The sequence below is a fragment of the Mycobacterium sp. ITM-2016-00317 genome (assembly GCF_002968295.1).
GTDB lineage: Bacteria > Actinomycetota > Actinomycetes > Mycobacteriales > Mycobacteriaceae > Mycobacterium.
In genome coordinates this window covers 662,781-676,716 of record NZ_CP134399.1, presented here as the reverse complement: position 1 = coordinate 676,716, position 13,936 = coordinate 662,781, and the positions used below count along the sequence as shown (strand labels likewise).

The following is a 13,936-nucleotide window of genomic DNA, read 5'->3' as shown; positions in this document are numbered from 1 at the left end:
ACACAGTAAATCAGGACAGCGGTCGCCGGACCGGGCGTAAGGAGGGTCGATGCGGATCGCGATCGCGGGTGCCGGCGCCGTCGGCCGGTCCGTCGCGCAGGAGCTGGTCGACTACGGCCACAAGGTGCTGCTCATCGAGAAGGAGATCGACCGCTACGTGCCCGCGACGGTGCCCGGCGCCGAGTGGCTGTGGGCCGACGCGTGTGAGGTGTCCTCGCTGGAGGAGGCCGAGGTGCAGGACTGCGACGTGACGATCGCGGCCACCGGCGACGACAAGGCCAACCTCGCGCTGGCATTGCTCGCCAAGTCCGAGTTCGGCGTGGCCCGGGTGGTCGCCCGGATCAACGACGCCCGCAACGAATGGCTGTTCACCGAGGCATGGGGGGTGGACGTCGCGGTGTCGACGCCGCTGGCCCTGGTGGCGGCGGTCGAGGGCGCCATCGACGTCGGCCACCTGGTCCGGCTGATGTCACTCGGCAGGGGCGCGCGTGACGATCTCGGGCAGCGCGCCACGAATGTCACGAAGTTCACCCTGCCCGCGGACAGCCCGCTGGTGGCGCGGCGCGTACGCGACCTGGCGATGCCCGCGGACAGCGCGCTGGTCACGCTGACGCGCGGAAACCGCCTGCTCATCCCGGAACCGCAGCACATCCTGGAGGCCGGGGACGAGTTGCTCTTCGTCTCCGCGGCCGGGGTGGAGGAGCACATCAAAGCACTGGTGCGGGGCACCCGTAGACTGGAGTGACTCCAAAGTCAGTACGGCTGACACCTTTGTCCACCTGCCCGACGGTAAGCCCGCCCGACAGCGTGCCGCCCACGACGAGACGGAGCCATGCTCGCCATCCTCGCTGCCCATGCAGCCGCCGCCTTGCTGGCGCCCCTCCTTGTGTACCGCTGGGGCCGGACGGCGTTCTATCCGTTGGCGCTGGTGCCGGCCGCGTCGCTGGTCTGGGTGGTGTTGAACTGGCCGGCCGACGGACAGTCCCGCACGGTCGACGTGCCGTGGGTGCCCGAGCTGTCGATGGACATCACCCTCCGCTTCGACGCGCTCGCCGCGATCATGAGCGTGCTGGTGCTGGCGATCGGCGCCCTCGTCCTCTTCTACTGCGCGGACTACTTCCGCCACCACGACGGCCGCATCGAGAAACGGCTGCCCAGCTTCGCCGCCGAACTGGTGGCGTTCTCCGGAGCCATGTTCGGGCTGGTCACCAGCGACAACATGCTGGTGCTGTACGTGTTCTGGGAGATCACGACCGTCCTGTCGTTCCTGCTGGTCGGCCACTACGCCGAGCGTGCGACCAGCCGCCGGGCCGCGACGCAGGCGCTGCTGGTGACCACGTTCGGCGGGCTGGCGATGCTGGTCGGCATCATCGTGCTGGGCAACCTGGCCGGAACGTTCCTGCTCTCGGAGCTGATCGCGAATCCGCCGTCGGGTCTGGCCGCGTCGGTGGGCGTGGTGCTGATCCTGATCGGCGCACTGTCCAAGTCGGCGATCGTGCCGCTGCACTTCTGGCTGCCGGGCGCCATGGCCGCGCCGACGCCGGTCAGCGCGTACCTGCACGCCGCCGCGATGGTCAAGGCCGGCGTCTACCTCATCGCCCGGATGACGCCCGGCTTCGCCGACAGCCCGGAATGGCGGCCCACGGTCGTCGGCCTCGGTCTGCTCACGATGCTGCTGGCGGGCTGGCGCGCGATCCGCGAGTACGACCTCAAACTCATCCTGGCGTTCGGCACCGTCAGCCAGCTCGGCCTGATCACCGTCATGGTCGGGACCGGCGGCAGCGAGATGATGCTGGCCGGGCTGGCCATGCTGTGCGCGCACGCGATGTTCAAGGCGGCGCTGTTCATGGTCGTCGGCGTCATCGACCACGCCACCGGCACCCGCGACATCCGCAGGCTGGCCTGGCTCGGCAACCGCAGCAAGTCGCTGCTGATCATCGGCTGCACGGCCGCGGCCAGCATGGCGGCGCTGCCGCCGTTCTTCGGCTTCATCGCCAAGGAGGCCGACTTCGAGACGGTGCTGCACAGCCCGTATCTGGGGGCGGCGTCCCCGTTCGTGCTCGCCGGCATCGTGCTGGGCTCGGTGCTGACCACGGTGTACAGCCTGCGCTTCGTGTTCGGCGCGTTCGGCCGCAAAGGTCTGCCCAAGCCCAGCACCCGCGTCGAGGAGATGCACCGCCCCGAGCTCGGCTTCCTGCTCCCGCCCGCCGTGCTGGCCGCAGCCGGTCTGTTCTTCGGCTTGTACCCGAAGCCACTGGACAACGTGCTCACCGATTACAGCGACACCGTGCCCGACCCGGCCGGCTACGACGGCGGCTACCACCTCGCGTTGTGGCACGGCGTGAACCTGCCGCTGGTGCTGTCGGCGTTGGTGCTGGCGGCCGGTACCGGCGTCTACTTCGGGCGCAAGCGTCTGCGCCGCGCACGCGCGGACTTCGTGCCCCTGGGCAACGCCGACCGCATCTACGACGCGGTGATCCGCGGCGCCGACGTGCTCTCGGTGCGGCTGACCGCGCTGACCCAGCGCGGATTGCTGCCGCAGACCCAGTCGTTCATCCTGATCACCCTGGTGCTGCTCCCGCTCGGCGTGCTGGCGCTGGGTGCCCGCGACCAGCCGCACTTCGAGCTGTGGGACTCCCCGCCGCAGGTGGTGGCCGGTTTGCTGATGGTCGCCGCGGCGCTAGCGGCCGTGGTCATGCGCAACCGACTCGCCGCGGTGCTGCTCGTCGGTGTCACCGGCTACGGCTGCGGGGCCATCTTCGCCTTCCACGGCGCGCCGGACCTCGCGTTGACGCAGTTCCTGGTGGAGACGCTGACGCTGGTCGCGTTCGTGCTGGTCCTGCGGACCCTGCCCGCCGAGACCAGCCGGGCCGAGAACACCCGCTACCGGCTGCCGCGGGCCGCGCTCGCGATCGCGGTCGGCGCGGCGGTCACCACCCTGGCGGCGTTCGCGATGGCCGCGCGCACCGGCCGGCCGATCGCCGACCTGTTGCCCGAAGCCGCCTACGTGATGGGGCACGGCGCCAACACCGTCAACGTCATCCTGGTCGACATCCGCGCCTGGGACACCATGGGCGAGGTCTCGGTGCTGCTCGTCGCCGCCACCGGCGTCGCGTCGATGGTGTTCCGCAGCAGGCGCTTCGGTACCGCGCCGCGGGTCTCCGACGCAGGTCAGCCCGATATCGGCCAGCTGCCCGCCTCGTTCAACACCAGCCCGGCCGCCGGCGACATCACCTGGCTGCGCGGCAGCGAGCTGCGCGACCCGCGGAACCGGTCGCTGGTCCTGGAGGTCGCCACCCGGCTGATCTTCCCGGTGATGATGGTGCTGTCGTTGTACTTCTTCTTCGCCGGCCACAACGTGCCCGGCGGCGGGTTCGCCGGCGGCCTGATCGGCCTGGCCCTGGTGCTGCGGTACCTGGCCGGTGGGCGTTACGAGCTCGGCGAGACGCTGCCGCTCGACGCGGGCAAGGTGCTCGGCGCCGGCTTGGCGCTGGCCGCCGGTACCGCCGCCGCGTCGTTGCTGGTCGGCGCGCCGGTGCTGTCCTCGGCGGTGATCGAGTTCGAGCTCCCGGTACTGGGGACCGTCAAGTTCGTCACGGCACTGTTCTTCGACCTGGGCGTGTACCTGATCGTGGTCGGTCTGGTGCTCGACGTGCTGCGCAGCCTCGGGGCGCGCATCGACGTCGAACTGAGTGAACAGCTCCGCCAGCAGACCGGCCGGACGGCGAGGCAGCGATGATCACCTATCTCGTCCCTCTCATCCTGATCGGCGTGCTCAGCAGCGCCGGGGTGTACCTGCTCCTGGAACGCAACCTGACCCGGATGCTGTTGGGCCTGTTGCTGATCAGCAACGCGATCAACCTGCTGATCCTCAACGCCGGCGGCCCGTCGGGCAATCCGCCGGTCCGCGGCCGCACCAGTGGCAATGACACGACCACCGCGGATCCGTTGGCGCAGGGCATGATCCTGACCGCGATCGTGATCACCATGGGGGTGGCGGCCTTCGTGCTGGCCCTGACCTACCGCTCGTATCGCATCAACACCATCGAGGAGGTCAGCAACGACCCCGAGGACACCAGGGTGTCGCAGCTGTCCGGCAAGGAGGACGACGAAATCGACGAGCTGAAGCCGAACGTCTCCCGGGACACCGATCTGCCCGACGAACTCGACGCACTTCCCGGTTACGAGGGGTCCCGATGATCAGCTCGCAGTTCGCGCCGGTGCTGACACCGCTGCCCGTGCTCATCCCGATGCTCGGGGCGGCCGCCACGCTGATCGCCGGCGGCCGCGCCTGCAGCGCACGATCGTGGTGTCCGGGCTGGCGGCGGTCGTCGCCGTGTCGGCCGCGTTGCTCTACCTCGCCGACCGCGACGGGACGATCGCGCTGCAGGTCGGCGGCTGGGGCCCCACCGAGGCGGGCATGGGTCCGCTGGGCGTGACGCTGGTGGTCGACCGGCTGTCGTCGCTGATGCTCGTCGTGTCCTCGATCGTGCTGCTCGCCGTCGTCTATTACGCCATCGGCCAGGGCATCCGCGACGGCGATGAGCGCCAACCGGTCTCGATCTTCCTGCCGACCTATCTGGTGCTGTCGGCCGGCGTGTTCATGGCGTTCCTGGCCGGCGACCTGTTCAACCTGTTCGTCGGGTTCGAGGTACTGCTCACCGCGAGTTTCGTGCTGCTGACCATCGGCGCCAGCAAGGAACGGGTGCGGGCGGGCATCTCGTACGTGATGGTGTCGATGGTGTCGTCGCTGGTGTTCCTGTTCGGCATCGCGCTGGTATACGCGACCACCGGGACGCTGAACCTCGCCGAGATCGCGGTCCGCCTCGACGACGTGCCCGAAGGCACCCGGATGGCGTTGTTCGCCGTCCTGCTGGTCGCGTTCGGCATCAAGGCCGCGGTGTTCCCGCTGTCGGCGTGGCTGCCCGACTCCTACCCCACCGCGCCGGCGCCGGTCACCGCGGTGTTCGCCGGCCTGCTGACCAAGGTCGGTGTGTACGCGATCATCCGCGCACACTCGCTGCTGTTCCCCGGCGGCGGCATGGACCGCGTGCTGATGGTCGCCGGGCTGCTGACGATGATCATCGGCATCTTCGGCGCGATCGCGCAGAGCGACATCAAGCGACTGCTGTCCTTCACGCTGGTCAGTCACATCGGCTACATGGTCTTCGGGATCGCCCTGTCGACCGAGCTCGGGATGGCCGGGGCGATCTACTACGTGGCGCACCACATCCTGGTGCAGACGACCCTGTTCCTGGTCGTCGGCCTCATCGAGCGGCAGGCGGGCGCGTCGACCATGGAGCGGCTCGGCGGCCTGGCCGCGGCGAGTCCGCTGCTGGCGTTCGTGTTCGTCGTGCCCGCGCTCAACCTCGGTGGGATCCCGCCGTTCTCGGGGTTCATCGGGAAGGTCGCGCTGCTGGAGGCGGGTGCGGAATCCGGGTCGGTGCTGGCCTGGATCCTGGTCGCGGGCAGTGTCGTGACAAGCCTGCTGACCCTCTACGTGGTGGCCCGGGTGTGGACGAAGGCGTTCTGGCGCTCCCGCAAGGACGCCCCCGAGGGGCACCTGTCGGGTCCTGCGCCGGCGGCGCTGCTGGACAACACCGAAGAGACCATGGACATCGAGCTGGCAGACCGGGACGACGTCGGCCGGATGCCCGTCGGGATGCTGGCGCCGACCGGAGCGCTGATCGTCGTCGGTCTGCTGCTCACGGTGCTGGCCGGACCGATCTTCGCGTTCAGCGACCGGGCGGCCAGTGAAGTGCTCGACCGCGGCCAGTACATCAGCGCGGTCCTCGGGGGGCAGCCGTGAGAACACTGACGCTGCGCGTCTGGATCGTGTGCTGGCTGATCCTGGTGTGGGTCCTGTTGTGGGGCAACATCTCCGCGGCCAACATCCTGTCCGGACTGGCGGTCGCGCTGGTGATCACGCTGCTGCTGCCGCTGCCGCCGGTCCCCGTGGAGGGCCGGTTCCATCCGCTGTCGGTGCTGAAGCTCGTCGCCACCGTGACGGGCTGGCTGATCGTGTCGTCCTTCCAGGTGGCCGCGTTGGCGGTCAAACCGGGACCACCGCCGCTGACCGCGGTGCTGCGGGCCCACCTGCACGTCAAGTCCGATCTCGTGCTGGCCCTGGCGGTCAACATCTTGAACCTGACGCCGGGCAACATCGTGCTCGAGATCGACCAGGCCCGCCGGTTGATCTACGTGCACGTGCTCGACGTCGGATCCGACCGGACGGTCAACCGCTTCTATCAGCAGGTGGACAAACTGGAGAAGCTTCTGGTGGCGTCCTTCGAACGGGACGCGGACTGGCGCCCCTCGGCGGAGAAGGAGGTGGACCCCGCATGATGTACGTCTGGGCCGCGGCTGGGACGATGCTGTCGCTGGCCGCCCTCACCACCATGTTCCGCATGCTGCTCGGTCCGACCACGCTGGACCGGCTCGTCGCCCTCGACACCCTGGTCGCGGTCACGATGTGCGCCATCGGCACCTGGGCGGCCTACAGCCTGGACACCACCGTCACCTACAGCCTGACCGCGCTGGCACTGATCACGTTCGTCGGTTCGGTGAGCGTCGCGAGGTTCCGCGTGCCGGACGTCGCCGATCCGGCGGACAAGGGGTCTGCCCGATGACCGTCTCCGACATCGTCGCCTCCGTGCTGATCCTCGGCGGCTCCGCACTGGCGTTGACCGCGGCCATCGGCGTGGTCCGGTTCCCGGACACGCTGTCGCGGATGCACGCCGCCACCAAGCCTCAGGTGCTCGGCCTGCTGCTGGTGCTGGCGGGGGCCGCCATCCGGCTGCGCGGCAACGTCGACGTCGGCATGCTGATCCTCACCGGGATGTTCACGATCATCACCGCACCCGTGATCGCCAACCGGGTGGGCCAACTCGCTTACCGGGAGCAGAACATCCGCGACGATCTGCTGACCAGGGACGAGATGCATGATTTCGTGGCCGAACGGGAATCCGGCGGCCATGACAGTCCTGGACGGTGACCCCGGGGCGCTCGACGCCGGGCTGACGCCGCTGCGCGCCGCGCGGGCCCGCGCGGATGAGGCGGCGGCCCACCGTCCGCTGTTCACCGACCCCTACTCGCAGATGTTCGTCGACGCCGACGGATCCGACGGGATGCCGCCGTCGCCGTGGGTCACCGATTACGTTGCGGCACGGACGAAATGGTTCGACGACTTCTTCCTGGCCTCAAGCTCGGCGGGGGTGTCGCAGGTGGTGATCCTCGGCTCCGGCCTCGACGCCCGCGCGTTCCGGTTGCCGTGGCTCAGTGACACCGTGATCTACGAGGTGGAGCAGCCCGAACTGCTGGACTTCAAACAGCGGGTGCTGAATCAGGTCGGCGCCGAGCCCGCCGCCCGGCACGTTTTGGTGGGCGCCGACGTCCGTGACGACTGGCCGCGGGCGCTGATCGCGGCGGGGTTCCTGCCCGACCAGCCGACGGTGTGGGCGGTCGAGGGCCTGCTCCCCCGCCTGCCCGCCGATCAGCAGGAGGAACTGCTCGGCAGGGTCGACCTGTACAGCGCGCGGGGCAGCAGGATCGGCATGGAGGCCGACAGCGGCGGCCCCGACCACGACTGCTGGCTGTGCGCGCGGATGTGGGAGACGAACACGACGACCACCGCGGACCTGATGCAGCGGTATCACCGCACCCTGCCGGCAGAGGCGGACGAGCTGACCGCGCGAAGCGTGTTCCTCGACGGCCGGAAACTCTGAGCCCTCACTCCGAGAGCTGGAACTCCACCATCGCCGTCACGGTGTCGACGGCCTCCGACAGCGCGGCGACACGGTCGGCCGCGGTCGGTGCGGCCAGCACCGCATAGCGGTCGGCCTGGCCCATCGGAAGACGGGCGGTCAACGCGTACAACCACTTCGCCGCGTCACCGGACTCGTCGGCGCCCGCCACGATGTCGCGCGCGTTGACCTGCGCGCCGCGCGCCACCGCGATCCGCTCGAACAACGCCACCATGCGGTCCTCGATGTCACGGATCGCGTCGACGGTCACGGCCTTGCCCGGCTGGTCGGGCCACAGCTCGACCACCGCGCGCGGGTACGGATTGTCGGGCAGCCACTCCAGCACCCTGATCCGTTCCCGTATCGCGGCTTTCAGCCGGTACCGGCCGTCTCCGGTGTCGGCGCACTCGGCGATGTGGGCCAACACGCCGACGTCGCTGCGGCTGTCGCCGCCGCCCACTTCCCGTCCGGCCGCGATCAGCACCGTCCCGAAGGCCGGCTCCTCGGCGGCCAGACAGTCGCGCACCAGTTCGGCGTACCGCGGCTCGAAGATCCGGAGCGGCAGCTCCTCGCCCGGCAGCATCGCCACCTCGAGCGGGAACATCGGCACCGTCGGCATCGGCTACAACACCAGCTCGCTCACCAGAGCGTCCACCACGGCGCGCAGGTCGCCGTCGTGCTCCTCGGCGACCCGGCGCTGACGCTGGTACGACGCACCGTTGCGGTAGATGTCGGGAACCCGCGAGAGCTCCTCGACGCACTGCAGCCGCTTGGCCACCGGCTGCAGACGCTCCACCAGGTCGTCGAGGTCCTCGGTCACCAGACGCTCGTTGCTGTCGGCGTCCAGGATGATGATCGCGTCCAACCCGTAACGGGCTGCGCGCCATTTGTTCTCCTGCACATGCCACGGCGGCATCAGCGGCAGCGACTCACCGGCGTCCATCCGGCGGTCCAGGTCGACGATCAGGCAGTGGGTGAGCGCGACCAGCGCGGAGAGCTCGTGCAGGTTGGAGACGCCGTCGAAGATCCGCACCTCGATGGTGCCGAGATGCGGGGAAGGCCTGATGTCCCACCGGATCTCGTTCATGTGGTCGATGATGCCGGTCTTCTTCTGGTCACCGACGAAGCGTTCGAACTCACGCCATTCCTGGAAGTGGAACGGCAGCCCGGCGGTCGGCAGCTGCTGGAACATCATCGCCCGGTTGCTGGCGTACCCGGTGTCCACGCCGTCCCAGAACGGCGAGGACGCCGACAGCGCCAGCAGGTGCGGGTACTGGTGCAGCAGCGAGGTGATGATCGGCATCACCTTGTGCGCCGACGAGACGCCGACGTGCACGTGCACGCCCCAGATCAGCATCTGCCTGCCCCACCACTGCGTGCGCTTGATCAGCTCGGCGTAGCGGGGTGCGTCGGTGAGTTTCTGCGCCGTCCAGTCCGCGAACGGGTGTGTGCCCGCGCAGAACAACTCCATGCCGCGCTCGCGCACCACGTCACGCACCGGGCGCAGGGTCGTCGCGAGATCGTCCATCGCTGCGGCGGTGTTGTCACAGATCCCCGTGACCACCTCGATGGTGTTGCGCAGCAATTCCTTGTGCACGCGCGGATTCTCGCCGATCTCGGCGATCACCGACGCGGCCTCGTTGCTCAGATCGCGGGTCTTCGCGTCGACGAGCGCGAACTCCCATTCGACGCCGAGAGTCGGTCGGACCGACCCCGCGAAGTCGATCCGACCGTCAGCTCTGAGATCAGCCGCGGGTGATGACACCGCACGCCACCCGCGCTCCGGCATCGCCGGTCGCCAGGGTGGTCTGGTCCGGTGGCGGGTCTCCGTTGATCTGCTGGTAGCGCTCCGGCGGGATGTTGGCGAAGTTGTCGGCCTTCTCGTGGATGATGATCGCCGTGCCCTCACCCTCGAGCAGCTGCTCGGCGGTGAACGCGTCGGTGGTGGTCACCAGCATCGCCGAGCCGTCCTCGCGCACCTGCAGCGACGACAGGTCGCCGCTGGCCGGATGGCCGCTGTGGCCGGCCGCCTGGAAGTGGCCGCCCGCGGAATTGAAGTTGGCCGGCGCGCCGCCTGTCGGTGCGACCGAGTTGGCCTCGCACTTGCCCACCGAGTGGATGTGCATGCCGTGGAAGCCGGGCTCGAGCGCACCGCCGGTGGCCTCGACCGTGACGGTCGCGTAGCCGTCCGAGAACGTGAAGTCGGCGGTGGCGACGGTGGTGCCGTCGGGCAGCTTCAGATCGGCGGACAGGGCTTCCCCGGTCGCGCTCGCGCCGCCTCCGTGCCCCGAGCCGTGCTCGTCGGGGCCCGCGGTCGGCGAGGGCGAACCGGTCCACACCGGGGGCGTGGTGCCGGGCGAATCCGAAGGCACTTCTCCGGGGGGAGCGCACGCACTCAACGCAAGTGCGGGCACTGCGAACAAGGTGGCAGCAGCAACGGACCTGAGCATGAGCAAGAGCCTAGCCGGTGACCAGTACGACGACTCCCGGTGGCTGCTCTGTGAGCTCGGGCACCCGCGGAGCCACCGGCGCCTCCAGCAGTCGGCCCACCTCTTCGGCGGCCTCCTGCTCGCCCGGGGCCTCACCGAAATACACCGTGGTCACCGTCACGTCGGGCACGACCAGGTTGCCGGTATCGGTGACGTTCCACTCGGCGTCGCGCAGCCGGGTGGCGATCGCCTCGGCGGCGCCGGGGGTCTCGGAGATGTTGAACACCCGCACGTCGGCGCGCGCCGGCTCCTCGGGCGCCGCGCTCGTGGTGGTGGCCGAGGTCGTCACGGTCGTCGAGCCCGCCGACGGGGTGTCGTCGTCGCCGCCGAGCGACTGCAGGGCGACGAGCAGGAACACCACGCCCAGGAACAACAGCACCATCACCATGGCGCGAATGGGCAGCCCGGAGGAATCTCGCTGGTTCATCGGCGCCTACTGTATCCCGCGCCCACCGGCCTCAGGTGACGTCGAACCCGAGGCGGCGCGCTGCGCGTGCCTTCTGCCTGCTGGCGCGCAGCCTGCGCAGCCGCTTCACCAGCATGGGGTCCGCCGCGAGGGCTTCCGGCCGGTCCACCAGCGCGTTCAGCACCTGGTAGTAGCGGGTCGCCGACATCGAGAACAGCTCCTTGATGGCGTCTTCCTTGGATCCGGCGTACTTCCACCACTGCCGTTCGAAGGCAAGGATGTCGTGTTCTCGACGGGTCAGTCCGTCGGTGGGCTCGCTGTCGTCCCCGGAACGCTCAGCCCGCGCGATGGCGCCGTCCATATCGCTACTTGGACCCTTCCGAAAAATCGAGAATGACATCAATGTGGTTCGGCGAGTATTCAATCACGGTTGAGTCACGCGCATCGTCAACATCGCCGCGAGTCGGCGGTCCGAACAACCGCGGACAGCGGGCACCTTAAGCTTTCTCCCATGGCAGTCAGACCCATCCGCATCGTGGGAGATCCCGTCCTGCACACGGCGACCGAACCGATACCCGTCGGCGACGACGGTTCGCTGCCCGCCGATCTGGCCGATCTGATCACCGATCTCTACGACACGATGGACGCCGCCCACGGAGTCGGGCTGGCCGCCAACCAGATCGGCGTCAACAAACGGGTCTTCGTCTACGACTGCGCCGAATCGCGCAAGAAGACCACGCGGCGCCGCGGTGTCGTGGTCAACCCGGTGCTGGAGACCTCCGAGGTGCCCGAGACCATGCCGGACCCCGAGGACGACGACGAGGGCTGCCTGTCGGTGCCCGGCGAGTCGTTTCCGACGGGCCGCGCCGACTGGGCGCGGGTGACGGGGCTGGACGCCGACGGGACGCCGATCACCATCGAGGGCACCGAGCTGTTCGCCCGGATGCTGCAACACGAGACCGGGCACCTGGACGGTTTCCTGTACCTCGACCGGCTCGTCGGGCGTAACGCGCGCAGCGCCAAGAAGGCCGTCAAGGCCAACGGCTGGGGCGTCCCCGGATTGTCGTGGATGCCGGGCGAGGACCCCGACCCGTTCGGCCACTGAGTCGTGTCCGGAGCCGTCCCCGAGTTGCCTGAGGCCGGGACCCGGGTCAGCCTGCGTTACCGGCTGCCGACGGACTCGGACCGGCCGATGACCGACGTGGTCGGCCACATCCTCGAAGCCGGCGACGAGACCGGCGCCGTGGTGCGGATCCGCACCCGACGCGGCGACATCGTCGACGTCGACGCCCGGGACGTGCTGGCCGTGCGCGTCGTCCCGGAGATGCCGGTGCGGACCGGCGAGATCCGCAACCTCGAACACGCGGCGGCCCTGGGCTGGCCCGGCACCGAACACGAGTGGCTGGACGGCTGGCTGTTGCGGCACGGGCACGGAGTCACCCGGCGAGCCAATTCCGCTGTGCCGATCCGGTTCTCGTCGTTCAGCGAGATCGCCCAGGTGGCCCGGTGGTACGCCGCGCGGGGACTGCCGGCACTGGTGTCGGCGCCCGACCGGCTGCTGCGACTTCCCGAGGGCGTCCCCACCGATGCCGAAAACCTGGTGATGGCAGCAGATATCGGCGTCTCCGGAGTGACGGAGGTGTCGGTGGCGGACTCACCCGACGACAGGTGGCTGACGCTGTACCGGCGCGACGTGCCGGTCGATGTGCTCACCGCGGTCGTCGACGGCGTGGTCGGGTTCGGCGAACTGGCCGGTGCGGCAGTGGGCCGGGTGGCGGTGACCGACGCGCCGGACGGCACCCGCTGGGCCGGGATCTCGGCGGTGCACGTGTCGGAGGACGCCCGCAGGCAGGGTCTGGCCCGGCGCCTGTGCGCCGGACTGCTGGACTGGGCGCACCAGCACGGCGCCACCCGCGCCTATGCGCAGGTGGTCACCGACAATCCGGGCGCGCGTGCCCTCTACGAAACCATGGGTTTCCAGGTCCACCACCGGTCACGGTACGTCCGCGCGGAGGACCTACTGTAGGGCCCATGCGCCTGGCAACCTGGAACGTCAACTCGATCCGCGCCCGGGTCGACCGCGTCACCGACTGGCTGGAACGCGCCGACGTCGACGTACTGGCCATGCAGGAGACCAAGTGCTCCGACGACCAGTTCCCGACCATGCCGTTCGCCGCACTCGGCTACGAGATCGTGCACTGCGGGTTCAGCCAGTGGAACGGGGTGGCGATCGCCTCGCGGGTCGGCATCGACGACGTCCAGGTCGGTTTCGACGGCCAACCCACCTGGAGCGACAAGCCCGAGGTGCAGGCCGCGGCCGAGGCGCGCGCGCTCGGCGCGACCTGCGCCGGGGTCAGGGTGTGGAGTCTCTACGTTCCCAACGGCCGCACCGTCGGCTCACCGCATTACAGCTACAAGCTGGAATGGCTTGCCGCGCTTCGCGATACCGCGTCGTCGTGGCTGAAGTCCGATCCGGCCACCCCGCTGGCGCTGGTCGGCGACTGGAACATCGCCCCCTTCGACGACGACGTGTGGGACATCTCGTTGTTCCAGGACAGCACTCACGTGACCGCCCCGGAGCGCGCGGCCTTCAACGCGATCCTCGATGCCGGTTTCACCGACGTGGTAAGACCTTTCACGCCGGGTCCCGGCACCTACACGTACTGGGACTACACCCAGCTGCGGTTCCCGAAGAACCGGGGCATGCGCATCGACTTCATCTTGGGCTCCCCGGCGCTGGCCGAGCGTGTCGTCCACGCCGAGATCGCCCGCGATGAACGCAAAACCGGAAAGAACCGGATCGGCACGCCGAGCGATCACGCCCCGGTGGTCGTTGACCTGACGTGATTACCGGACGTCGCCCTCGTTAGCGGACGTCGACGTAGTAGACGTGGCCCGACTTGTGCTGCTGCTGGGTGTGGCCGTGGATGTTGTCGTGCACGGTGGAGTGCAGTGTGCCGCCCTGATTGATCCCGACGACCACCGCTTCGCTCAGCGGACGGTCGGAGAGCCGGTGAACCACCACGTGATTGCCCTCGGCCTCCATCTGGCTGATCGTGTCCTGCGCGTTGGCTCCATGCGGAACGGCCTGCACGGGAGCGGCCACGCCGATGACGGCGGTGCTCAGCAAGGCGGCGATAATCGTAGCGATGGAGAACTTCTTCATTTCTGCTGCCCTTCCCGCTCGGGTCGAGCCGTGGAGCGTGTCACGCGGTCTCGATGCTCTTGTCCTGGTGTTTTGTCGATCGTCTTTGACGATCTGAATCGATTAACGCGAGGTCGAGATCCGGTGTTCCCTG

At 69.1% G+C, this 13,936-nt stretch carries 16 protein-coding genes and 1 pseudogene; 11 read left to right on the top strand and 6 right to left on the bottom strand.

What is annotated here, in order from left to right:
- Window positions 1–49: 49 nt before the first annotated feature.
- From C6A87_RS03230 to C6A87_RS03195, 8 genes and pseudogenes are all read left to right on the top strand, one after another.
- On the top strand, window positions 50–745 hold the full coding sequence (locus tag C6A87_RS03230) for a TrkA family potassium uptake protein (RefSeq protein WP_311115950.1): 696 nt from the start codon (window positions 50–52) through the stop codon (window positions 743–745).
- A gap of 87 nt (window positions 746–832) precedes the next feature.
- Entirely contained in the window at window positions 833–3,739 is a 2,907-nt protein-coding gene (locus tag C6A87_RS03225) for a Na+/H+ antiporter subunit A (protein WP_311115949.1), read from the top strand.
- The gene (locus C6A87_RS03220; RefSeq protein ID WP_311115948.1) at window positions 3,736–4,200 is read left to right on the top strand and encodes a Na(+)/H(+) antiporter subunit C; all 465 of its coding nucleotides are present in this window, start codon (window positions 3,736–3,738) and stop codon (window positions 4,198–4,200) included. The genes C6A87_RS03225 and C6A87_RS03220 overlap by 4 nt, the downstream gene beginning before the upstream one ends.
- Window positions 4,197–5,809: pseudogene (locus C6A87_RS03215) on the top strand (Na+/H+ antiporter subunit D). The gene C6A87_RS03220 and the pseudogene C6A87_RS03215 overlap by 4 nt, the downstream one beginning before the upstream one ends.
- Window positions 5,806–6,345 carry a Na+/H+ antiporter subunit E gene (locus C6A87_RS03210; protein ID WP_311115947.1) on the top strand — a complete coding sequence of 180 codons (540 nt, stop codon included), beginning with the start codon at window positions 5,806–5,808 and terminating at the stop codon, window positions 6,343–6,345. Before C6A87_RS03215 ends, C6A87_RS03210 begins: the two are co-directional and overlap by 4 nt.
- Window positions 6,342–6,629, top strand: coding sequence for a monovalent cation/H+ antiporter complex subunit F (locus C6A87_RS03205; RefSeq protein WP_311115946.1), 288 nt, complete (start codon window positions 6,342–6,344; stop codon window positions 6,627–6,629). The genes C6A87_RS03210 and C6A87_RS03205 overlap by 4 nt, the downstream gene beginning before the upstream one ends.
- Window positions 6,626–6,994 carry a monovalent cation/H(+) antiporter subunit G gene (gene mnhG / locus C6A87_RS03200; protein ID WP_311115945.1) on the top strand — a complete coding sequence of 123 codons (369 nt, stop codon included), beginning with the start codon at window positions 6,626–6,628 and terminating at the stop codon, window positions 6,992–6,994. Before C6A87_RS03205 ends, mnhG begins: the two co-directional genes overlap by 4 nt.
- Window positions 6,975–7,724 carry an SAM-dependent methyltransferase gene (locus tag C6A87_RS03195; protein ID WP_311115944.1) on the top strand — a complete coding sequence of 250 codons (750 nt, stop codon included), beginning with the start codon at window positions 6,975–6,977 and terminating at the stop codon, window positions 7,722–7,724. The genes mnhG and C6A87_RS03195 overlap by 20 nt, the downstream gene beginning before the upstream one ends.
- Before the next feature lie 4 nt (window positions 7,725–7,728).
- Here the strand turns inward: C6A87_RS03195 and C6A87_RS03190 are convergent, their stop codons facing one another.
- From C6A87_RS03190 to C6A87_RS03170, 5 genes are read right to left on the bottom strand one after another with little or no spacing between them, the layout of a single operon-like run.
- Window positions 7,729–8,361 (bottom strand): LON peptidase substrate-binding domain-containing protein, encoded by a 633-nt coding sequence (locus tag C6A87_RS03190; RefSeq protein ID WP_311115943.1) that lies wholly within the window; start codon window positions 8,359–8,361, stop codon window positions 7,729–7,731.
- Window positions 8,362–8,364: 3 nt separating this feature from the next.
- Entirely contained in the window at window positions 8,365–9,531 is a 1,167-nt protein-coding gene (locus C6A87_RS03185; protein ID WP_311115942.1) for a glutamate--cysteine ligase, read from the bottom strand.
- Window positions 9,488–10,192 (bottom strand): superoxide dismutase[Cu-Zn], encoded by a 705-nt coding sequence (gene sodC / locus C6A87_RS03180; protein WP_311115941.1) that lies wholly within the window; start codon window positions 10,190–10,192, stop codon window positions 9,488–9,490. Before sodC ends, C6A87_RS03185 begins: the two co-directional genes overlap by 44 nt.
- Before the next feature lie 10 nt (window positions 10,193–10,202).
- A complete protein-coding gene (locus C6A87_RS03175) occupies window positions 10,203–10,658 on the bottom strand; it encodes a LytR C-terminal domain-containing protein (protein ID WP_311115940.1) in 456 nt (151 codons plus the stop codon).
- A gap of 31 nt (window positions 10,659–10,689) precedes the next feature.
- Complete coding sequence (locus C6A87_RS03170) at window positions 10,690–10,998, bottom strand: DUF3263 domain-containing protein (RefSeq protein ID WP_011891176.1); 309 nt, start codon at window positions 10,996–10,998, stop codon at window positions 10,690–10,692.
- A 150-nt stretch (window positions 10,999–11,148) separates the two neighbouring features.
- On the opposite strand from C6A87_RS03170, the gene C6A87_RS03165 reads away from it, so the two are divergent.
- The 3 genes from C6A87_RS03165 to C6A87_RS03155 are packed head-to-tail and all read left to right on the top strand — an operon-like array spanning window position 11,149 to window position 13,484.
- Window positions 11,149–11,742: a peptide deformylase gene (locus C6A87_RS03165; protein WP_311115939.1), complete on the top strand. Its 594-nt coding sequence runs from the start codon at window positions 11,149–11,151 to the stop codon at window positions 11,740–11,742.
- A 3-nt stretch (window positions 11,743–11,745) separates the two neighbouring features.
- A complete protein-coding gene (locus tag C6A87_RS03160) occupies window positions 11,746–12,663 on the top strand; it encodes a GNAT family N-acetyltransferase (RefSeq protein ID WP_311115938.1) in 918 nt (305 codons plus the stop codon).
- Window positions 12,664–12,668: 5 nt separating this feature from the next.
- The gene (locus tag C6A87_RS03155) at window positions 12,669–13,484 is read left to right on the top strand and encodes an exodeoxyribonuclease III (RefSeq protein ID WP_311115937.1); all 816 of its coding nucleotides are present in this window, start codon (window positions 12,669–12,671) and stop codon (window positions 13,482–13,484) included.
- A 19-nt stretch (window positions 13,485–13,503) separates the two neighbouring features.
- On the opposite strand, the gene C6A87_RS03150 is transcribed toward C6A87_RS03155, so the two are convergent.
- On the bottom strand, window positions 13,504–13,803 hold the full coding sequence (locus C6A87_RS03150; RefSeq protein ID WP_311115936.1) for a hypothetical protein: 300 nt from the start codon (window positions 13,801–13,803) through the stop codon (window positions 13,504–13,506).
- Window positions 13,804–13,936 lie beyond the last annotated feature (133 nt).